General features: G+C 41.5%; 20 protein-coding genes, 1 other RNA gene and 1 pseudogene. 15 read left to right on the top strand and 7 right to left on the bottom strand.

Annotation, left to right across the window (positions count from 1 at the left end; genetic code table 11):
- Positions 1-80: 80 nt before the first annotated feature.
- The 9 genes from AAEY93_RS13670 (at position 81) to AAEY93_RS13630 (ending at position 9,389) form a co-directional block, all read left to right on the top strand.
- Positions 81-1,160 carry a pilus assembly protein PilM gene (locus tag AAEY93_RS13670; protein ID WP_124013200.1) on the top strand — a complete coding sequence of 360 codons (1,080 nt, stop codon included), beginning with the start codon at positions 81-83 and terminating at the stop codon, positions 1,158-1,160.
- Positions 1,148-1,732, top strand: a complete 585-nt coding sequence (locus AAEY93_RS13665) for a PilN domain-containing protein (RefSeq protein WP_101033066.1) — start codon at positions 1,148-1,150, stop codon at positions 1,730-1,732. Before AAEY93_RS13670 ends, AAEY93_RS13665 begins: the two co-directional genes overlap by 13 nt.
- A complete protein-coding gene (locus AAEY93_RS13660; RefSeq protein WP_101033065.1) occupies positions 1,729-2,346 on the top strand; it encodes a type IV pilus inner membrane component PilO in 618 nt (205 codons plus the stop codon). Before AAEY93_RS13665 ends, AAEY93_RS13660 begins: the two co-directional genes overlap by 4 nt.
- Positions 2,346-2,864 carry a pilus assembly protein PilP gene (locus AAEY93_RS13655; protein WP_101033064.1) on the top strand — a complete coding sequence of 173 codons (519 nt, stop codon included), beginning with the start codon at positions 2,346-2,348 and terminating at the stop codon, positions 2,862-2,864. Before AAEY93_RS13660 ends, AAEY93_RS13655 begins: the two co-directional genes overlap by 1 nt.
- 21 nt (positions 2,865-2,885) lie before the next feature.
- Positions 2,886-4,934, top strand: coding sequence for a type IV pilus secretin PilQ (locus AAEY93_RS13650; RefSeq protein ID WP_124013201.1), 2,049 nt, complete (start codon positions 2,886-2,888; stop codon positions 4,932-4,934).
- 447 nt (positions 4,935-5,381) lie between these two features.
- Positions 5,382-5,897: a shikimate kinase AroK gene (aroK, locus tag AAEY93_RS13645; protein ID WP_011635865.1), complete on the top strand. Its 516-nt coding sequence runs from the start codon at positions 5,382-5,384 to the stop codon at positions 5,895-5,897.
- An 8-nt stretch (positions 5,898-5,905) separates the two neighbouring features.
- On the top strand, positions 5,906-6,982 hold the full coding sequence (gene aroB, locus AAEY93_RS13640) for a 3-dehydroquinate synthase (RefSeq protein WP_351077607.1): 1,077 nt from the start codon (positions 5,906-5,908) through the stop codon (positions 6,980-6,982).
- Positions 6,983-7,016: 34 nt separating this feature from the next.
- Positions 7,017-8,420, top strand: coding sequence for an ATP-binding protein (locus AAEY93_RS13635; RefSeq protein WP_124013203.1), 1,404 nt, complete (start codon positions 7,017-7,019; stop codon positions 8,418-8,420).
- 132 nt (positions 8,421-8,552) lie between these two features.
- Positions 8,553-9,389: a Dam family site-specific DNA-(adenine-N6)-methyltransferase gene (locus AAEY93_RS13630; RefSeq protein ID WP_124013204.1), complete on the top strand. Its 837-nt coding sequence runs from the start codon at positions 8,553-8,555 to the stop codon at positions 9,387-9,389.
- A gap of 35 nt (positions 9,390-9,424) precedes the next feature.
- On the opposite strand, the gene AAEY93_RS13625 is transcribed toward AAEY93_RS13630, so the two are convergent.
- Complete coding sequence (locus tag AAEY93_RS13625) at positions 9,425-9,604, bottom strand: DUF2970 domain-containing protein (RefSeq protein WP_101033059.1); 180 nt, start codon at positions 9,602-9,604, stop codon at positions 9,425-9,427.
- Complete coding sequence (locus AAEY93_RS13620) at positions 9,604-9,981, bottom strand: hypothetical protein (RefSeq protein WP_124013205.1); 378 nt, start codon at positions 9,979-9,981, stop codon at positions 9,604-9,606. The genes AAEY93_RS13625 and AAEY93_RS13620 overlap by 1 nt, the downstream gene beginning before the upstream one ends.
- 271 nt (positions 9,982-10,252) lie before the next feature.
- On the opposite strand from AAEY93_RS13620, the gene rpe reads away from it, so the two are divergent.
- The 4 genes and pseudogenes from rpe to AAEY93_RS13600 form a co-directional block, all read left to right on the top strand.
- Entirely contained in the window at positions 10,253-10,924 is a 672-nt protein-coding gene (gene rpe, locus AAEY93_RS13615; protein ID WP_101033057.1) for a ribulose-phosphate 3-epimerase, read from the top strand.
- Positions 10,925-10,954: 30 nt separating this feature from the next.
- Positions 10,955-11,644: a phosphoglycolate phosphatase gene (locus AAEY93_RS13610; protein WP_124013206.1), complete on the top strand. Its 690-nt coding sequence runs from the start codon at positions 10,955-10,957 to the stop codon at positions 11,642-11,644.
- 41 nt (positions 11,645-11,685) lie between these two features.
- Positions 11,686-12,684 (top strand): tryptophan--tRNA ligase, encoded by a 999-nt coding sequence (gene trpS, locus AAEY93_RS13605; protein ID WP_101033055.1) that lies wholly within the window; start codon positions 11,686-11,688, stop codon positions 12,682-12,684.
- Positions 12,685-12,784: 100 nt separating this feature from the next.
- Positions 12,785-13,015: pseudogene (locus AAEY93_RS13600) on the top strand (DMT family transporter); the annotation flags it as partial.
- A gap of 37 nt (positions 13,016-13,052) precedes the next feature.
- Here the strand turns inward: AAEY93_RS13600 and AAEY93_RS13595 are convergent.
- The 4 genes from AAEY93_RS13595 to AAEY93_RS13580 form a co-directional block, all read right to left on the bottom strand.
- The gene (locus AAEY93_RS13595; protein WP_124013208.1) at positions 13,053-13,622 is read right to left on the bottom strand and encodes a BON domain-containing protein; all 570 of its coding nucleotides are present in this window, start codon (positions 13,620-13,622) and stop codon (positions 13,053-13,055) included.
- Positions 13,619-14,212: a phosphoheptose isomerase gene (locus AAEY93_RS13590; protein WP_101033053.1), complete on the bottom strand. Its 594-nt coding sequence runs from the start codon at positions 14,210-14,212 to the stop codon at positions 13,619-13,621. The genes AAEY93_RS13595 and AAEY93_RS13590 overlap by 4 nt, the downstream gene beginning before the upstream one ends.
- A 128-nt stretch (positions 14,213-14,340) precedes the next feature.
- Positions 14,341-14,667 carry a YraN family protein gene (locus AAEY93_RS13585; RefSeq protein WP_101033052.1) on the bottom strand — a complete coding sequence of 109 codons (327 nt, stop codon included), beginning with the start codon at positions 14,665-14,667 and terminating at the stop codon, positions 14,341-14,343.
- Positions 14,664-16,487: a penicillin-binding protein activator gene (locus tag AAEY93_RS13580; protein ID WP_351077597.1), complete on the bottom strand. Its 1,824-nt coding sequence runs from the start codon at positions 16,485-16,487 to the stop codon at positions 14,664-14,666. The genes AAEY93_RS13585 and AAEY93_RS13580 overlap by 4 nt, the downstream gene beginning before the upstream one ends.
- Positions 16,488-16,576: 89 nt before the next feature.
- Between AAEY93_RS13580 and rsmI the strand changes: the two genes are divergently transcribed.
- Together rsmI and rnpB are read left to right on the top strand one after the other, a co-directional pair.
- Positions 16,577-17,419 (top strand): 16S rRNA (cytidine(1402)-2'-O)-methyltransferase, encoded by an 843-nt coding sequence (rsmI, locus tag AAEY93_RS13575; protein ID WP_101033050.1) that lies wholly within the window; start codon positions 16,577-16,579, stop codon positions 17,417-17,419.
- Positions 17,420-17,473: 54 nt separating this feature from the next.
- Positions 17,474-17,830: RNase P RNA component class A (rnpB, locus tag AAEY93_RS13570), an RNA gene on the top strand.
- Positions 17,831-17,886: 56 nt separating this feature from the next.
- Here rnpB and AAEY93_RS13565 read toward each other — a convergent pair.
- Entirely contained in the window at positions 17,887-20,040 is a 2,154-nt protein-coding gene (locus AAEY93_RS13565; RefSeq protein ID WP_351077594.1) for a TonB-dependent receptor, read from the bottom strand.
- Between the last annotated feature and the right edge of the window lie 169 nt (positions 20,041-20,209).

Raw genomic sequence — 20,209 nt, 5'->3', positions numbered from 1 at the left:
ACATCTTATACAAATACTTTTAACGAGTTGATTATGTGCTAATCTCTTAGAAAATAAGAATAGAATTGTGATGACGGACTATGATTTCTAAATTGTGGAAGCGTCAAGCACCTCAAATGGTCGGGATTGATATTGGGTCTCATGAAATAAAAGCCATTTTGTTGAGCAAGACTGCCGATGGATATAAAATTCAAAACCATATGGCCGTTCCTGTTAGAAAGGGAGCGGTTGTTGATCATGATATTCGTGATTCTGAAGCGGTACTTGAATCACTGAGGCAAATCAGACGAGGTTTACCTAAATCGGTCAAATTTGCAGCAGTCGCTGTTTCAGGTTCCGCTGTTATGACTAAAGTCATCTATATGGATGCCGCGTTGAATGAAGAGGAAATGGAAGCTCAAATTGAAATTGAAGCTGACAACCTTATTCCTTATTCGCTTGATGAAGTCAGCATTGATTTTGAACGTCTTAGCCCGAATATCACCGATCCAACCAAAGTTAATGTGTTACTGAGCGCATGCCGTACAGAAAACATTGATTCACGTTTGGACGCTTTAGATTCTGTTGATCTAGTAGTCAAAGTTGTTGATGTGGAAGCTTATGCCTTAGGGCGCTCTGCAGAATTAATTTATGGTCAGTTACCTGATGGTGCTAAAGATAAATCCATCGCCATGATTGATATTGGTGCCAATATGACCACATTCTCTGTGGTTGAAAATGGTGACACTACGTTTATACGTGAGCAAGCCTTTGGCGGTGAGTTATTCACTCAATCAATTATGTCATATTATGGAATGCCTCATGACGAGGCTGAACAAGCTAAGATCTCTAGTCAATTACCGCGTAATTATATGTTCGAAGTCTTATCACCATATCAGACACAATTGTTACAGCAAATTAAACGAACGTTACAAATATACTGTACTGCCAGTGGACGTGAAAAAGTTGACTATATCGTTTTGTGTGGTGGTACCGCTAAGTTAGAAGGAATGGTTGAACTACTCGGTAACGAGTTAGGCACCCATACCATTATTGCAGATCCTTTCCAAGGTTGTTTACATGCAGATGATGTTATGAAAAGTCAGCTTCAACCTAATATAAGTAAATATATGCTGGCATGTGGTCTTGCGCTAAGGAGTTATGCTCAATGGCGAACATAAATTTATTACCTTGGCGTGAAGAAGCTAGAGAGAAGCAAAAACGCGACTTTATTGGCATTCTAGCGTTAGTTTTTTTAGTGACATCATTAGTTATATATTTATTTCTGGGTTTTCTAGAGGTTGTCACTGATGATCAACGTCAACGCAATGCATATTTAGCAGCGGAAATTAGCTTACTTGATACCCAAATTGCAGAAATTAGAAAAATTACCGAACGTAAAAAAGACATTGAACGTCGAACTGAAATAATTCTCAACTTACAACAATCGCGTAATTTACCTACTCATGTTTTAGATGAATTAGTCCGTATGGTGCCGCCTGGTATTTATCTCTCAAGTATAGAGAAAAAGGGTAGCGTGTTATTAATCGAAGGACGCAGCGAATCGAATAATAATGTCGCTAATATGATGAGAAAGGTTAAAACCTCTGGTTATCTTAACGATCCAAGTATGCAATCGATTGTGACGCAAAATGAAGAGTTAAGGCAATTACAGCGCTTTAAATTACGTGTCACTATTCGTGATGATTCACAAATAACCAATGCTGATGCGAACCAAGGAGCGAGAAAATGAATCTCGACCTAGATCAATTTAATGATATCGATTTTGAAAATATCGGTGGTTGGCCCAAGCTGGTAAAAGTTGTATTTGCTGTGTTTTTGTCTGTGTGTGTTATCGGTGCCAGTTATTATTTGTTTATTTCAGACTCGATTGATGTGATAAAAGTCGAACAGCAGAAAGAAATCCAACTACGTGAAGATTTTGAAACTAAATATCGTTTAGCTGCTAATCTAAAACTGTATCGAGAACAACTAGATATAATGGAAGTGCAGTTTGCCGAGTTGCTTAAAATGCTGCCTTCTGAAAATGAAATGCCAGGTTTATTAGATGATTTAACGTTTGTTGCCACTGACGCGGGCCTTAGAATTAACAGTCTAGATTGGGATGATGAAATCGAACGTGATTTTTATATTGAATTTCCAATAAAGATGTCAGTAGTCGGTGATTATCATCAGATGGGTAATATGGTCAGTGGTGTTGCAAAATTACCTCGAATTGTCAGTCTGCATGACTTTATAATAAAGCAGAATGATGCCGGTGGATTATCTATGGATATTCTCGCCAAAACCTATCGCTTTAAAGAAGGGGCTGAATTATCGCAACAGGCCAATAAGGAGCAGAAATAATGAAGTTTTTGCTTTTATTGTTATCAATGGTGTTTTTATTGAGTGGTTGTATCGGTGATCGCAGCGATTTAGAGTTATTTGTTACTACTACAAAGGCGCAACACGTTGCACGTATACCGCCATTGAAGCAAACACCGAAGTTTGAACATTTTGCTTATCAAGCTGAATTGATGCGCAGTCCGTTTGTTCCACCGTCGAGGGAATTGACTGAAGAGGTGATTGATACATCTAAAGATTGTTTACAGCCAGACTTAAAGCGTCGCAAAGGTCGTTTAGAAACCTATGCATTAGACATTTTAAGAATGCGTGGAACATTGAGTGAAGAGAGTACTATTTGGGCTTTAATAGAATCTAGTGATGGCAATGTTTATCGTATGGGTGTAGGTGAATATTTAGGGCTTTATCATGGACGAATTGCTAAAGTAACGACGCAATTTATCGAAATTATAGAATTAATCCCTGATGGTTCAGGTTGCTGGACTGAAAGAACCAGCAATTTAGAATTATCAGGAAAATAACGTGCGAAGGATGAGTGAATAATGGAATCTTCTGCCGCGATGAAAAAAGCAATAACAAAGTTATTATTTTTTAGAGCGCTCTTAGGCGCAGTTTTATTAATGGGTCTAGTACCCAATGCGATAGCTGCTAATCGTCTTATGGACGTCAAATATCATTCAATGGTTGATCACCAATTAGAATTAGAGTTGATTTTTGAATCATCAATAGTGTCACCGTCTGTTGATTTATCGGCAGACCCGGCAGAAATTATGTTGATGTTCTCTGACACTATTTCTAATTTAAATAAAAACAAAATTCCGGTAAATGCTGTTGGTGTAAAAGAAGTAAATACACAACAACAAGGTGGCAATTTACAAATCATTGTCGCCATGAATAAAGTGAAGCCATATCAAGGTAAAATTGTTGATAATAGTTATCGATTAACCATAAATGATGATGTTTCCGGTCCAGTAGAAGCAAACAATCCATTTGTTAATGCTATTAGCAGTATTGATTTTCGCCGCAATAAAACCGGTGGTGGAGAAATATTATTTAATCTTAGCAATCGTTCTGTCGCGGCGAATGTAGAGCAAGTCGGTTCAAAGCTTGAAATAAAACTCTATAACACCGATATTGGCAATGATTTACTTTACGTCATGGATGTTCAAGACTTTGCCACACCAGTGAATAGTTTTGAAACATTTAAAGATGATTTGACCACCCGTATCTTGGTCGATGTTGACGGTAACTATGACTATAACTATCGCCAAGACGGCAATGTATTTAAAGTTAGCGTAGACAAAGTCGAACGAGTCTCTGTTGCTAAAGAGGCTAAAAAATATAATGGTCGTTCATTGTCACTAAACTTCCAAAACATAGCGGTTCGTACCGTGTTGCAAATTATTGCTGATTATAACAACTTTAACCTTGTGACAAGCGATACGGTTGAAGGTGATATTACCTTGCGTTTAGACGATGTGCCTTGGGATCAAGCATTAGACCTTATTTTACAAACTAAAGGTCTAGATAAACGCATTGAAGGCAATATTTTAATGGTGGCACCGAGTGAAGAGCTTGCTATTCGTGAAAGTAATGACTTGAAAAACCGACAAGAAGTCAAAGAATTAGCACCGCTATATTCTGAATTCTTACAAATAAACTACGCCAAAGCTGTTGATATATCGGAGTTACTTAAAACCACCGATTCAACCTTATTATCATCTCGAGGCAGTGTTGCCGTAGATGAACGTACAAATACGCTATTGGTAAAAGATACGGCTGAGATTTTAGAAAACGTACACCGCTTGATTGAAGTATTAGATATCCCCATTAAACAAGTGCTAATTGAAGCACGTATGGTGACAGTTAAAGATGATGTGTCTGAAGATCTAGGTATTCGCTGGGGCATAACAGATCAGCAGGGTTCTAAAGGCACTTCTGGTACTATTGGAGGTGCAACCAGTATTGCCAATGGTATTATTCCAAGCATTGATGATCGCCTTAACGTGAATCTACCGGCTGCGGCAAGTTCGGCTACTAGTATTGCTTTTCATGTGGCTAAATTGGCTGACGGTACCGTACTCGATTTAGAGTTAAGTGCATTAGAACAAGAAAACAAAGGTGAAATTATTGCCAGCCCACGTATTACCACTTCTAACCAGAAGTCGGCATACATTGAGCAGGGTGTTGAAATTCCCTATGTTGAGTCTGCATCAAGTGGTGCAACAACCGTGACCTTTAAGAAGGCCGTGCTATCGCTTCGTGTTACACCGCAAATCACCCCAGATGACCGGGTGATCCTAGATCTTGAAATTACCCAAGATTCTCAAGGAACAACGGTTGCTACAGCAACGGGTGAAGCGGTTGCGATTGATACTCAGCGTATTGGTACTCAGGTACTGGTCGATAATGGTGAGACTATCGTATTAGGTGGTATTTATCAGCAAAACTTGATTAGCCGTGTGAGTAAGGTTCCTGTGTTGGGTGATATACCGCTAGTGGGGTTCTTATTTAGAAATTCAACCGACACAAATGAGCGCCAAGAGCTGTTAATTTTTGTAACCCCTAAGATTGTTGCTGACAAACGCTAGTTTCTTTCGCCAATAACAACACTAAAAAGCCAGCTATTTAACCGCTGGCTTTTTTATGGCGGTTATTTTTGCGGCGATAATGATCAAACTCGTTAAATATATCATCACTACACGTCACTCCAGTTTGTCAAATTAGCATTTTAAGTGGCAATAATGGCGACCTCATTAAAGTATGATAGTATATGCCTCAATTAGATTGTGTCGTGCCAATCCATGTATAATCTTTGCATTAACAAACATTTAATCGCAAATATTATATTTTTTTTTGGATTTTTAGTATCAGTGACATAATAAAATCATGATAAATAGCTGTGATGACTTGCAAGCGGTAGCCCTTAACTGAGATAATCCTTCGTCAAGTCTCAATAGAGCAAGGTTAAATTATAGGTCGGCTTGAAGTTTAAGTCGATAAGGCATTCTTCCATATAAGATTCAGACGTATACGCAATGGCTGAAAAACGCAATATTTTTCTGGTAGGCCCTATGGGCGCAGGTAAAAGCACAATTGGTCGCCATCTGGCGCAAATGCTGCATTTAGATTTCCACGATTCAGATCACGAGATTGAACAACGTACCGGTGCAGATATTGCCTGGGTGTTTGATGTTGAAGGTGAGGAGGGTTTCCGTCGTCGTGAAGCTCAAGTCATTGGTGATCTTTCAGAAAGGCAAGGTATCGTTCTCGCGACAGGTGGTGGTTCTGTTCAGAGTAAAGATATCCGCAATTATCTTTCTGCTCGAGGTATAGTGGTTTACTTAGAAACAACAATCGACAAGCAAGTTGCGCGTACTCAGCGTGATAAGCGTCGCCCGTTGTTACAAGTAGATGATCCACGTGAAGTGCTCGAAAGCTTAGCGGAAATTCGTAATCCTTTATATGAGGAAATTGCGGATGTTATCGTTAAAACTGATGAGCAAAGCGCGAAGATCGTCGCAAACCAAATTATCGAGCAACTCGGCTTTTAGGTAACAACATGCAACAGATCCAGGTTCAATTAGGTGATAGAAGTTACCCCATTTATATTGGCCAGGATTTGATGAATGATAGCGAGCTATTTGCTCGCTACCTAACAAACAAAAAAGCCTTAATTGTTTCAAATGACACCATTGCTCCGTTGTATCTTCAACAGATACAACAAGCGATGAGCGCTTGCGCGCGTATTGAAACTGTTATTTTGCCTGATGGCGAAAAATTTAAAGATTTACAGCATCTAGATTATATTTTTACTGGATTACTTGAGCATAACTTTGCCCGAGATTCAGTATTAGTTGCGCTAGGTGGTGGTGTTGTTGGTGATATGACTGGTTTCGCGGCAGCGTGTTATCAGCGTGGTATTGATTTTATTCAAGTGCCGACAACATTATTGTCCCAAGTTGATTCCTCTGTCGGTGGTAAAACGGCAGTAAATCATCCACTTGGGAAAAATATGATTGGCGCATTTTATCAACCCAAATCTGTGATTATCGATACGCTTTGCTTACAGACATTACCCGCAAATGAGTTTGCCGCAGGTATGGCTGAAGTGATTAAGTACGGTATTATTTGGGATGCGGACTTTTTTCAATGGCTTGAAGCTAATGTCGATGCATTAAAATCGCTCCAGACTGATGCGTTAAACTATGCCATTGCAAAATGTTGCCAGATTAAAGCTGATGTTGTCGCGCAAGATGAAACTGAACAAGGTGTTAGAGCATTATTAAACCTTGGGCATACCTTTGGGCATGCTATCGAAGCTGAAATGGGCTACGGTGTCTGGTTACATGGCGAAGCAGTAGCTGCTGGTACCGTTCTTGCTGCACAAACAGCCTGTAAACTTAATCTATTAGATGATCAAAGTGTTGAGCGTATTCGTCAGTTGATGCAAGCGTTTGATTTACCTATAACGGCTCCCGAGTCGATGGGTTTTGAGCATTTTATTAAGCATATGCGCCGTGATAAAAAAGTCTTAGGTGGTAAAATTCGTTTAGTATTACCTACGGGTATAGGCCAAGCTGATCTCTTTAGTGAAGTAGGTGAAGACTTACTGAAACAGGTTATTAGCTGCTTATAACTATGCTACATATTCATTATAGTGTGGTGAATCATTGACGACTCCAGGACTATTGTTACTCCCCACTCAAGAAGCGCTAGTTCAGCGTTTGCAGCATATTGCTAGTTATGGTGAACAGTTGTTGGTTATTTGCGGTGACAAGGGGTCGGGTAAATCTACACTGACAGCCGCATTAGCAAGTGAACTGGACGACTATAATTGCGCATTAATCATTTGTCCTCAACACGCAGATAGCGCTGAAATTCGTCGAAAAATTCTGGTCCAATTAATCTCCGCCCCTATTTTTGATGATGAACGTCCTTTAATGGACACTGTGCTTAGGATCCAATCTAGTCTAACAAAGCCGCTGCACATCATTATTGATGATGCCGATTTATTGCCTAAAGATATTTGGGCTGAATGCATTTTGCTGAGTCAAATCCATTGTGCAGGAAAACCTGTTGCAGTAACCGTGACCGTCACGCCCAGTTTTTGGTATACCTTAGTCGCTGAGTTAACTGATGATATACGCGCTAGATTGCTACCCGTCACTATTGAACCTTTATCGGTGCCCGAGCGCGATGGCCTTTATCAGAGTTTATTGCTCCGCAGCGAGCAAGCGCCGTTTATTCCACGTGAAATTATTCATAAACAACTAGAGAAACAGCAGGGTACGCCAGCTGAAGTTGTTCAATTATTAGCGTTAGCATTAGAAGAACCACAAACAGAGAAACCCTCTTGGTCTCTGTCAGTTAAGCTGTTTGTAATTTTGGCTGTTATCTCGGTTTTTGTTGCCATTGGGGCAGCGGTTAATAGTCAATTACCTGTGCCGATTTCAACATCATTAGCACCAACATTGACAGCAGAGCAATCAATCGTACGTGTAAAAGCACAGCAATATGTCGCTCATTTTGCCGACACGACACTGAGTGCTTATTTTGCCAAAAGGCAATTGGCACTCACTAAGTCTACTGCAAATAAACAAGCTCTCGTGTTATTTGACAAGCAAATGGCTGCAGATACCTCGCTGGGTGAGCGTAATATCTCTGACGTTAACGACAACACCGCTCCAGACAATCACAGTGATGTAACGGTGAGTTCATCAATAAAGGGATTATCTTTTCAAGGTAAATTGCCAAAAGCACAGATCCAAGCAGTCGTTCAGCCCAGTGATATTGTTGAGAATGATAATAACCCAAATTTGAAAGTACAAGGTTTCACTTTGCAGCTAGCAAGTGTTAATGACAAAGCATCACTCGCGCCTATTTTAGCTAAAATGGCACAAGAGCCACAGGTTTACGTTATGAGTTACCAGCAACGCTATGTTTTATTATTAGGTGATTTCGATACCGTAACGGTTGCAAACTTAAAAGCTAAAAGTCTTCAGACACAATATTCATTAGCTGCTCCATGGGTTAGAAAGTGGGCAGATTTGAGTGATTATAAGCGACAAGATTAACCGCGTCATATTCAGTTATAGCTAATTAAATAATATGAAAAAACAACATAATTAATCTACTTTATCCGATGATAATTGTCGCTAAACAGCGTACACTTATCAGCTTTAATTTTGCTGGTATAATTCCTATTCATGATAAAAAAGCATAGAGCCTTTCTAAAATGGGCAGGTGGTAAATACAAGCTCGTTGATGAGCTAGCAAAACACCTTCCTACAGGAAACCGACTTATTGAGCCTTTCGTTGGGGCGGGATCGGTATTTCTCAATACTCAGTTTGATGACTACTTGTTGTGTGACATTAATCAAGACTTAATCAATCTATACCAAATTGTTCAGCAACAGCCTGATGCCTACATTCAAGCGGCAAAAGCTATGTTTGTCGATGAGATGAATGATAAAGATGCCTACTACCGTATTCGTGCTGAATTTAATCTCTGCAGTGACCCTTTTATTCGGTCGGTATATTTTCTGTACATGAATCGTCATGGTTTTAATGGTTTATGTCGATATAACCGCAAAGGTGGTTTTAACGTGCCGTTTGGTTCGTACAAAAAACCATACTTTCCAGAAGCTGAAATTCGTTATTTCTCATTAAAAGCGCAACAAGCGACGTTTAAATGTATCAGTTATGAACAAGCCTTTTATATGGCGAATTGCGGAGATGTCATTTATTGTGATCCGCCTTATGCACCATTATCGACAACCGCCAGTTTTACCACCTATGTAGGTCCGGGGTTTAGTCTAGACGATCAAGCATTACTTGCCCGTCATTCTCGGCTCATTGCCCATGAACGCAATATTCCGGTATTGATCAGTAACCATGATATTCCGTTAACACGAGAGTTGTATCGTGGCGCATCTTGTTCAACCATTTCGGTGCAACGTAACATTAGCCCAAAAGGCAGTTCACGCAAGAAAGTTGACGAAATTATGGCGTTATACGATCATCATTATCGTGAAGAAGAGTAGTACTACTGGGATGAGAATATAACAACCGCAGGTGGTTAACTTAATACCTGATTCACGATCAGCATTAATGAAATAACCAAGGCTATAGCTAAGATAATTCCCATGATGATAAAGGGTAACGGGGATTGATTTTTGAAGTCTTTTTGGCGGTTCTGCTCTGTCTGAACGCCAAAAAAGGCCGCTACAGTGCTACTAAAAACTCGCCAAAGTGACATTAGCGCGATATCTGAGTTGGGCTGCCTGAGGTAGGCATATCATTTAAAGGCTTATCTTTGTGGCCGTGGATCAATTCAAGTAAATCAATAAAGTGAAATTGGCTCGAGCGGCTATTACCCGTTACCCAATTACCCCAACTGACATCATCTGATTGCTCAGCACAACGATTTGTAGGGTGACTACTTGGCAAACTAGTATTGTAGCTTGTGGTGCTATCGCATACGCAGGCTTTACTATTAGCAGAATTAGCTTCGGTGGTGAGTAAAATTTGGCTTAACAATAATGCCAACCCCGACGTTGCAAACACAGCAAAAACAGATGCTGGCAATAATTTGCCATCACGCCCTGAAAGCTTGCGTAGTAAGTGCTTAACCATAAAAGGTGTCCTATCCGTGGTATAAACTCGATTGATGCTACAACAGTTGTTAAATCTACTATTAGATCCCTAAGATAACAACATTTTTCATTATAGCAAAGTCGCTTAGTTATTGAACAGTGGTTTCTATTTAAAGAATAGCAAATCCGCCTTATGGTCTAGTTTTTGACTAAATTCTATATTAGATAGTGGTTATTTCCCTTTTGTGACTAGAGGCTTGCGGCCGCAAAGGGTAAAATGTCATCACTTTGATCTGCCAATAGAGAAGATTATGCGCCCATTTTTAATTGCACCATCGATTTTGTCCGCCGATTTTTCCCGTTTAGGTGACGATGTTAAAGCCGTATTAGATGCAGGTTCAGACGTTGTTCACTTCGACGTAATGGATAATCACTATGTTCCTAATCTAACCATCGGCCCAATGGTATGTACGGCGTTACGTAAATACGGTATTACTGCTGATATTGATGTGCATTTAATGGTAAAACCCGTTGATCGTATTATTCCTGATTTTGCTGCCGCCGGCGCTTCAATTATCACTTTTCATCCAGAAGCATCTGAACATATAGATCGCACCCTACAGCTGATTAAAGAATCTGGTTGTAAGGCCGGATTAGTCTTTAATCCTGGCACTCCACTGCATTATTTAGATCATGTTATGGATAAGCTCGATGTCATTTTATTGATGTCGGTTAACCCTGGTTTTGGTGGTCAGTCATTTATTCCCCATACCTTAGATAAACTTCGTCAAGTTCGGGCGCGCATTGATGCCAGTGGTTTTGATATTCGCTTACAAGTGGATGGTGGCGTAAAGGTCGATAATATTGCTGAAATTGCTGCCGCGGGTGCAGATATGTTTGTAGCCGGTTCGGCCATTTTCAATCAACCAGATTATAAAGTGGTTGTTGATCAAATGCGTGCTGAACTCGCTTCGGTATCATAATTTATTTTTAAAGACTTAATGGGACTTTACATGATGCAATGGTCAAAAATTCGCGCAATTGCTTTTGATTTAGATGGTACATTAATTGATAGCGTACCTGACTTAGCCGCAGCAACCAATGCGACTTTAGCGCAAAGCCAATATCCGCCAGTGACAGAAGCACTTGTGCGCAGTTGGGTCGGTAATGGTGCTCAAGTGTTAATGCAACGCGCGTTAAGTTATGTGTCTGCGATGCCGGAGGATGCCCCAGCACTACAGGCATTACTTGAGCAAACCATGCCTCAATTTATGTATCATTATGGCGAGCATTTACAGAAGCATAGCCTTTTGTATCCTGGTGTATTAGCCACATTACAAAAGTTAAAACAAGCCGGTTTCAAACTTGCTATCGTCACCAATAAACCTCACGGTTTTACGGTGTCATTATTAACCGCTTTTGGTCTCGATGGCTTGTTTTGTGAAGTACTCGGTGGTGATTCATTGGCAAAAATGAAACCAGATCCAATGCCGTTGCAACATCTGCTTAAGCTATGGCAGTTAGATGAATCACATTTACTGATGGTAGGTGATTCAAAGAATGATATTTTAGCGGCTAAAGCTGCCAACGTTATGTCTATTGGCTTGACCTATGGCTACAACTACGGCGAAGATATTAGCCTAAGCAATCCCCATGCGGTATGCGAAAATTTTGCTGATATAGAGCAATACTTACTTTCATAATAATGTGAAATTTAAAAAGATAATCTGGAGCAATAAAACACATGACCAAACCCATAGTATTCAGCGGTGCACAGCCATCAGGCGAATTAACCATAGGTAATTATATGGGCGCACTTCGTCAATGGGTTGCCATGCAAGAGAGTCATGATTGCCTATATTGTGTTGTTGATTTACATGCCATTACGGTTCGCCAAGATCCTAAAGCATTGCGAGAAGCCTGCTTGGACACGTTAGCACTGTATCTTGCTTGTGGTGTTGACCCTAAAAAAAGCACTGTGTTTATTCAATCGCAAGTACCGCAGCATACTCAGCTCAGTTGGGCACTAAATTGTTACACCCAAATGGGTGAGTTAAACCGCATGACCCAGTTTAAAGATAAGTCGTTAAAGCATGCCAATAACATTAACGTTGGGCTTTATGATTATCCGGTATTAATGGCGGCGGACATTTTACTTTATCAAGCCAATGAAATCCCTGTTGGTCAAGATCAGAAACAACACTTAGAACTGACACGTGATATTGCCACTCGTTTTAATAATGCTTATGGCGACACTTTTACCATCCCAGAACCGTTCATTCCTGAACATGGTGCTAAGGTGATGTCGTTGCAAGAGCCGCTTAAAAAGATGTCTAAATCGGATGATAATCGTAATAACGTGATCGGTTTGCTTGAAGATCCTAAAGTGATTTTAAAGAAAATAAAAAAAGCCATGACCGACAGCGAAGAGCCGCCAGTAGTGCGTTTTGACCTGGAGCAAAAGCCAGGGGTGTCTAATCTGCTCAGTTTAATGTCAGGTTGCACGGGTCAGTCAATTGCGTCTTTAGAAGCTGAGTTTGAAGGCAAAATGTATGGTCATTTGAAAGTGGCTACAGGCGAAGCTGTTGTTGGTATGCTTGAGCCATTGCAAGCGCGCTTTAAAGAGTATCGTGCTGACGAGGCATTCTTACACCAGGTCATGGCTGAAGGCGCAGAGAAAGCCCAAGCGCGTGCTGCAGTGACCCTTAAGAATGTGTATGAAAAAATTGGGCTTATTGTCTAAGTCATCAGCCAATTTTACCTTTAAGCCAGCAATTTGCTGGCTTATTTTTTGTTTGTTTTTTTGCTTATTGATCCCATCTCTTAACCTGAAAAATAATGCCTATCAGTGGTTTTGTGCTTTGGCCTATCGCCAAGCACAAGCCAGTCAAATCGTGGTGGCGGAATATACCGGATTATTGTTTTGTGTTTTTTTCGGCTGGTTGTTTTTTGATGAATGGCTCGATGGGTTAAGTTGGGTAGGGGCTGGTTTTATTGTATTGCCGTCGCTGATTATCCCTTGGATACAAGCGAAAAGAGGCCAAAAAAAATTCATCGAGCAAAATGCAGGATGAATTTTTTAATCGCTATAAGCCACAATGTACCGCAGGATTAAGATTTGGTGTATTCAAAAACCTTAATCACTTTACGCACACCAGCAGTATTCCGAGCGATTTCAACGGCTAAGTCAGCTTGCTTGCGGTCAATTAACCCAAGTAAAAAGACTTCGCCGTTTTCGGTAATCACTTTTACTCGAGTAATGTCGAGTGACTTTTCATTTAACATGCGGCCTTTCACTTTGGTGGTCACCCAAGTGTCGTTGCTGCGAGTGGTAAACGATGTTGGCGTACCAATACGAATTTGGTTATGTATTTTTCCGCCAATTTGTAACTCTTGCACCACTTTAATAGCTTTATCGCGCAGCATTGAGTTAGGTGCTTGGCCTATCATCAACACATTGTTGTTCATCACAATCGCCGCGATATTGGTTTGATTATTAAGGTCATCATGTTTTGATAATGCGCTAGCAATAACAAAGTCAGCATTAGTATCGCTAATTTGAGTGCTCATGCTGCGCTCATCATTTGCCATCTTGGCACCACTAACGGCGCCAACCATGACCGCACCAGCACAACCCTGCAGCATTGCCAAGACTGAGATGATGAGTATGGCTCTTATCATGCTTGTTCATCCTGTGGGAACAAGGTGCGATCGATGTTATCGCATAAGCAGTGAATAACCAGTAAATGAACTTCCTGAATACGTGCGGTGACGTTTGATGGTACCCGGATTTCTACATCACCCACACTCATCAAGCCAGCCATTGCGCCGCCGTCTTTACCGGTTAGCGCTACAATAGTCATGTCGCGGCTTAACGCTGCTTCCATGGCTTTAATAATGTTACCCGAGTTACCACTGGTCGAAATGGCTAATAAAATATCGCCTGGCTGACCCAGTGCAAAAATTTGCTTCGAGAAAATTTCATCGTAGCTATAATCGTTGGCGATAGCCGTAATCGTTGACGTGTCACAGCTTAATGCAATTGCAGGTAGCGGTGGACGTTCAATTTCATAACGGTTTAATAACTCAGCAGAGAAGTGTTGAGCATCACCAGCACTGCCGCCATTACCGCATGACAGAATTTTATTACCGCCAAGTAAACATTGCACCATCATCTCTGCAGCTTTTTCAATAGGCTCAGGTAATGCTTCTGCAGCATCAATTTTAGTCTGAATCGATTCGGTGAAACTATCTTTAATACGTTCTAACATGCAACAATCCTTACGCTAAATTATGTCTACGTATGTCTCTGATTGGCTTTTTATCGTCGCTCATCAGTTAGACTCGGTAATTTGACTATATGATGCCATAAATCAAGGTTATGGTAATCAGTTGTCGCTTAAAAACAGCCTTGTAGCCAGTTTATTTCATCAATATTCATCGCAATCACATCAAAGCGACAAGGTGGATTCAATTTTTGGCGTTGTAAATAATGATCAGCAGCTAATCTTATCCGGGTGATCTGTTTGCTTGTTAAGGCATTTAAGGCTCCACCAAACTGGTTTGACGCCCTAAATTTTACTTCAACAAACACCCATACATCCTGTTGGCGCATAATCAAATCTATTTCACCAAATGGGTAACGCACATTAGCCTCTACAAACGTCAGACCTTGTTGTTCAAGGTAAGTTCGCGCATGTTGTTCAGCTAATTGTCCGCGGTTCATAGTGGTGTTAATTGTCCTTGGGTATATTGTCCCCAAGACAATTGACGATCAATCACCCCATTAGGATCCACCGATAACGCACCGCTGCGGCCCATAAATTGATATCCTGGGAAAGCGCGCATTTGGGCTAAACGGTTGACCAATTCAAGTGCATCAAAACCCATAACATACAAACGTTTTTGGCTGTTATTCCAACCACTCCATAGCGCTGACACCATTTGCGTTTCGCTACTAGATTGCATTAACCATGGTACATCACTAATCATCAAGTTATTGAGTTCTTGAGCCGACTGCGCCGACTCGTTTTCAAGGCGGCTACGACTAGTGGTATACAAGGCTACGGGTTCAGAGAACACACTAAAGTTAACATCTAAAAAGGGTTTGAGCAGGGCTAAATCTTGTGAACCCGAAATCATGTATATCGCATCAGTATCTTGGCGAGAACGAAAATCTGATTCTACGCTACTGCCCAATAAATTACGCATTCTGCTAATTCGCGCTTGGCTATCTGTAACGCCTAGTGCTTGTTGAACTGTTACCTTCATTTGGTCGCCAGCATCATAATAATACACTTCGGCATCATTACTGGTTAAGGTTAACCAAGTTTGCTTAAAACTGTCAGCCATACGCTTGCCAATGGCATCATTACTTACCAGTAGTAGCGGCAGCTTTACCCCATCACTATAGAGTTTCTGTGCCGCATCACTGGCTTCTTGCGCTGGTGACAATGAAAAATAAAATAAATTTGCCTGTGGCGTAAATGTATCAGTTTGGTTCAAATACAATTGAGGCACAGTGCTTTGTTGTTTGTCGTTAATTTTTTGTAATTCTTCAACTTCATTGGGTAATAACGGCCCAATGATAAACTCTGCACCTTTGGCGACAGCTTGTTGGTAAGCCGCCGTGACGCCTTGCTGAGTATCATAAAAGTTAAGCGACACATTGGTATCAAAATCAGATAAATAGCTAGATAATAATCCTTGGCGAATTGGTTCGGCAATCGCAGCGCGCGGACCCGTTAACGGTAATAAGACGGCAATATTTTGTGGTCTAAAGGGTTTGGCATTCAGTGCTTTTTCTAAATTAGCGGGTAACTTCACCGCTCCCGGGTGATAAGGGTTATTGCGTTGCCACTCACCTAAATAACGCACCAGCTGTGTTGGCTCAACGGCATAACGCTTGGCAATATAGGTTAGTTGCAACCAACCTGCAAAAATCGGATTAGATTGATCACGCATAAACGACTGCACAGTTTCTTCATGCAAAGGCTGTAGCAGTTTCCAAATGACATCATTAACGGCGGCCGTTTCGGATTTTGGTAAGTAATTACTTAATAAGCTGAGTTGCTTTACCTGATCGATGGGCTGCTGAGTATGCTTATACAACTTGGCTTTATATTGGTGATAACTTGCCATTTGCCAGCGTGGTAGCTGCCAATGCGGCGGATACTGTAAAATATCTAATGCGGCTTGGCTGCTATTGGTTTTTTCAACAATGCGGGCGCGCAAGTAAATATGCTCAGCGAGAAGCGAAGGTACCTTCACCATTGGCTTTTGCATTGACGTTAAAACATTGGTGGCAGCATTAAAATTACCATCATTTATATAAGCGTGAGCCGCCAGTAATAAATAACGATCACGCTTTTCTGGTAAACTGCTATTGGTAGCATTAACTAAATAAATTTTAGCCGGATGCTCCGCGGCAACGAGTGATGCGTTTACGTCAACATTATCTTGCTGTTTTTTGGCGGCACAACCTACTACCAATACAGAGAAAATCAACGCACACACGAATTTTGTAGTATTCAGTCTTTTTAACACTTGGCTTCACTCTGGTAAGATGCTGGCACTAGTTTAACCTGCTCTTACGCTTGGCGAAAGTATCAGGTAGATTCATTATCGAGGTAATTATGGACCAAATGGTCGCGCTGTATATTGTTCCCACCCCTATTGGTAATTTTGGCGACATCAGCGCTCGTGCATTAGAGGTGCTGCAACAGGTAGATTTAATCGCCTGTGAAGACACTCGCCACAGCGGAAAGCTGCTGAGTCACTTTGGTATTGAAACCCGTAAAACGGCACTACATGATCACAATGAACGTGACCGAGTGCAATGGATAGTTGAACAATTAGATGCGGGCAAGTCAATAGCACTCATTTCTGACGCTGGCACACCGCTCATTTCAGACCCCGGCTACCATTTGGTTAATTATGTCCGCAAAGCGGGCCACCGAGTGGTGCCTTTACCGGGTGCTTGTGCCGCGATTACGGCCTTGAGTGCATCGGGATTACCGTCGGATCGATTCAGTTTTGAGGGGTTCTTACCGTCAAAAGAAAAAGCCCGTATCGATAAACTTGAATTTCTTAAAGAAGATCCTCGTACACTCATATTTTACGAATCTCCTCATCGTATTCTGTATAGCCTTGCCGCGATTATTGAAGTGTTAGGCGCCGATAGACAAATCGTGATGGCGCGTGAAGTCACTAAAATTTTCGAAACCTTTTTATCTGGCACCGCTGCTGAAGTTTTGGCGATAGTTGAAGCCGATAAAAATCAACAGAAAGGCGAAATTGTCATCATGTGTCACGGCTTCTCATTATCTGATGAAGAAGGTGTTCCAGCGGTCGCGGTCACTACGTTAAAGCTACTCTGTGAAGAATTACCGCTTAAAAAGGCCGCGGCTATTGCGGCACAAATACACGGTTTAAAGAAAAACGCTTTGTATAAATACGGTTTAGAGCTCGATTTATAAAAAGTCCGTTGCTTATGCATTGGTTTGTTGCGCTGCTTAAGCTATAATCCGCGCCGAGTTGGCCAGACAGTTGCCGCGTACGCAAGTACGGGGAGGAAAGTCCGGGCTTCAAAGAGCAGGGTACCAGGTAACGCCTGGGCGGTGTGAACCGACGACAAGTGCAGCAGAGAGGAGACCGCCATTTATTGGCTTCGGCTAAAAATGGTAAGGGTGAAAGGGTGCGGTAAGAGCGCACCGTGCGACTAGCAATAGTTCGTAGCAAGGTAAACTCTACCCGAAGCAAGACCAAATAGGGTCCCGTATGGCGCTGCTCGCGTTGGGACCGGGTAGGTCGCTTGAGCCTGTGAGTGATTGCAGGCCTAGATGAATAACTGTCCACGACAAGACCCGGCTTATCGGCCAACTCACCTCTTTATAATGAAAGGCCTCGCAGCAATGCGAGGCCTTTTTTTGTTACTTTTCCTGGGTTAAAAGCTGGCTTTTACGCCCATATTAATGGTGGTACCCAGTGATTTGGTATAGTAACTCGCGTTAGTCGAAGCTTGTGAGCGGGCAGAAAAATAATCTTCATTAAGTAAGTTTTCTACCCCTAGTGAGAGTTGCCAATTATTGAGTTGATAGCGACTGGTTAGGTTTACTAGGTTGTAATTTTCGATAGGGCCTTGAGACCCAATATATGCGCCATCGATCGGCTCAAATCGATCACGGTCACCAACAGACATGTAGTTAATGCCGATACTTGCCTCTTCAACAGGCTGCCAACTGACATAAGCGGTTAATTTAGGTGGTGATATGGTGCCACCATCTAGATAAGTATCGGTATCGGTGTCTTTACCTTCAATCCAACTATAGCTTAACCCCGTGCTGAGATTATCAAATACACGATAGTCAATTTGTGCTTCGTAACCCCAAATTTTTTGTGGTGCACGTACGGGTAAGTAAATGCCTGTTGTTGCATCAAAGCTATTACTTGTACCTAATTCTGATTCGCTTCGGTAGGCAGCAATTTCATAATTGACATCACCCCATTGCCCTGCAAAACCGATTTCATAGTTATCAACAATGGATGACTCTGTGCGGATTAACGCAATATCATCAACCGTGGCGGTACGTAAAAGGCGACCAATATCTGAAATATCTGCACCTTGGGAAAAACTCATAAACGGGTTAAATAACGCATTGATATTGTAACGTAAGCCAATATTATAAGTGGTTGAGTCATATGTTAATTCTCCGCCAGTGACATCAAAAGGTACTGAGCAAGTACTTGGGGTTCGGCAGAGTGTTAAGGTTTGATAATCATCGACAGTTAACTCGACGCTATCTTGGCGGATCCCGGCTTTTAAAACCCAATCATTGGCAATGACAAACTTAGTTTGTAAATAAACCGCTAAGTTACGCATGTCCATTTCAGGCACCCAAATTCGGCCGTCTTCTAATGGTTGTGAACTGATGTCTTGCAGTGCATCAATACCGTAAATAAAGCTTGATTCGACATTATCCCAATCAACTTGGGTGGCAAAGTTAATCCGCAGGCCTTTCTTTTCTGACTTGATAAACGATTGGCCGCCTTCGTAACCTTCACTTAGGTTAGCGAGTGCCGTTGAAAAGAAGAACATATTTTCAATTTTTTGCAGGTAACCATCGACGGTTAATTGGGTGTTATTGAATATCTCATAGTCGACGTATTTTAACATTAGGTTATGATTGCCGCGCGGCCCTTGAGGGGCGCCCAGTTTTGCAATCCCAGTAGTATTTTCTATGGCGTAAGTTTTTTCGCCAGTGTTAGCATTGCCAGCAACATCGATGTAGTCTGAGTTTTGTTGGGCTTCGTAGTAGTTATACGTCAGTTGAATCGACTTGTCGTCATCAAGTTGGTAGCCGAGTTTGGTAAAATAGTTGTTCGATTTCGTTTCTGATAAACCATAAACTAATCCGATGGCGTCACCTTCAGCATCGCGTTCCACGCCTGTTTTTTCTGTAATGGCACTCAATACGTAGCTAAAGTCACCAAGGGTACCGTCTATTGAGGTATCAACTCGATAACCGGCACTGTCTTGTAATTTTACCGCGCTAAATTTACTGGAAACCCCGACATTAACGCGTGCTTTATCTTCGCTGGCTCGTTTAGTGATGTAGTTGATGATCCCGCCTGAAGCACCATTGCCATAAATAGAGGTTGCCCCTTTAATCACCTCGATACGTTCAATTGCTCCAGCATCGATAGAGCTTATGCCTAATTTGCCATTTCGTAATGGGGTAGATTGGGGCACGCCGTCAATCATCACTAATGCGGCACGACCACGGAGATTTTGCCCTGAGTTACTTGATGTGCCTGTACTTGGCGCCAGTCCTGGGACGCGAAATGCGAGTAAGTTTTGTAACTCAGAGGTGACTAACATGTCTTGTGCAAGGGTTTGTTGTTCAATAAGCGTGACTGAAGAGGGGACTTCGTCTATCCGTTCGGCTGAGCGACTGCCAGTAATAATCATTCGCTCCATTGGGGCATTGTTGTCTGTGGGTTGTGATGATGATTCTGCATTGGCATTAGCTACGGGGAGTGCTAATAAAAATAATGCACAATGAGTCGCTATAGCCAATTGGCTAGGCTTGAATAACATAGGTATACCGATTAAGAAATAATGAATGGGAGGTAATGATATTCATTATCATTAACAAACGCAGATTATTTACATTATTTACATTAAATCAAATGGATATTAATAATTCATTTAACGAGTGAGTGTTGATTGTTTAGTCTTAATCGTTTACTCGTTAGTGCTACCGTTC

This window comes from Shewanella sp. CAL98-MNA-CIBAN-0140 (genome assembly GCF_040309905.1).
GTDB classification, from domain to species: Bacteria; Pseudomonadota; Gammaproteobacteria; order Enterobacterales; family Shewanellaceae; genus Shewanella; species Shewanella psychromarinicola.
This window is presented reverse-complemented; position numbering and strand designations above follow the sequence as displayed.

Coding starts and splice junctions, on each gene's coding strand:
- rsmI (WP_101033050.1), top strand. CDS start 16,577: ATGGACCAAATGGTCGCGCTGTATATTGTTCCCACCCCTATTGGTAAT.
- AAEY93_RS13655 (WP_101033064.1), top strand. CDS start 2,346: ATGAAGTTTTTGCTTTTATTGTTATCAATGGTGTTTTTATTGAGTGGT.
- AAEY93_RS13650 (WP_124013201.1), top strand. CDS start 2,886: ATGGAATCTTCTGCCGCGATGAAAAAAGCAATAACAAAGTTATTATTT.
- AAEY93_RS13610 (WP_124013206.1), top strand. CDS start 10,955: ATGATGCAATGGTCAAAAATTCGCGCAATTGCTTTTGATTTAGATGGT.
- AAEY93_RS13590 (WP_101033053.1), bottom strand. CDS start 14,212: ATGTTAGAACGTATTAAAGATAGTTTCACCGAATCGATTCAGACTAAA.
- trpS (WP_101033055.1), top strand. CDS start 11,686: ATGACCAAACCCATAGTATTCAGCGGTGCACAGCCATCAGGCGAATTA.
- AAEY93_RS13670 (WP_124013200.1), top strand. CDS start 81: ATGATTTCTAAATTGTGGAAGCGTCAAGCACCTCAAATGGTCGGGATT.
- AAEY93_RS13665 (WP_101033066.1), top strand. CDS start 1,148: ATGGCGAACATAAATTTATTACCTTGGCGTGAAGAAGCTAGAGAGAAG.
- AAEY93_RS13660 (WP_101033065.1), top strand. CDS start 1,729: ATGAATCTCGACCTAGATCAATTTAATGATATCGATTTTGAAAATATC.
- AAEY93_RS13595 (WP_124013208.1), bottom strand. CDS start 13,622: ATGATAAGAGCCATACTCATCATCTCAGTCTTGGCAATGCTGCAGGGT.
- AAEY93_RS13565 (WP_351077594.1), bottom strand. CDS start 20,040: ATGTTATTCAAGCCTAGCCAATTGGCTATAGCGACTCATTGTGCATTA.
- aroK (WP_011635865.1), top strand. CDS start 5,382: ATGGCTGAAAAACGCAATATTTTTCTGGTAGGCCCTATGGGCGCAGGT.
- AAEY93_RS13625 (WP_101033059.1), bottom strand. CDS start 9,604: ATGTCACTTTGGCGAGTTTTTAGTAGCACTGTAGCGGCCTTTTTTGGC.
- aroB (WP_351077607.1), top strand. CDS start 5,906: ATGCAACAGATCCAGGTTCAATTAGGTGATAGAAGTTACCCCATTTAT.
- AAEY93_RS13585 (WP_101033052.1), bottom strand. CDS start 14,667: ATGAACCGCGGACAATTAGCTGAACAACATGCGCGAACTTACCTTGAA.
- AAEY93_RS13620 (WP_124013205.1), bottom strand. CDS start 9,981: ATGGTTAAGCACTTACTACGCAAGCTTTCAGGGCGTGATGGCAAATTA.
- AAEY93_RS13630 (WP_124013204.1), top strand. CDS start 8,553: ATGATAAAAAAGCATAGAGCCTTTCTAAAATGGGCAGGTGGTAAATAC.
- rpe (WP_101033057.1), top strand. CDS start 10,253: ATGCGCCCATTTTTAATTGCACCATCGATTTTGTCCGCCGATTTTTCC.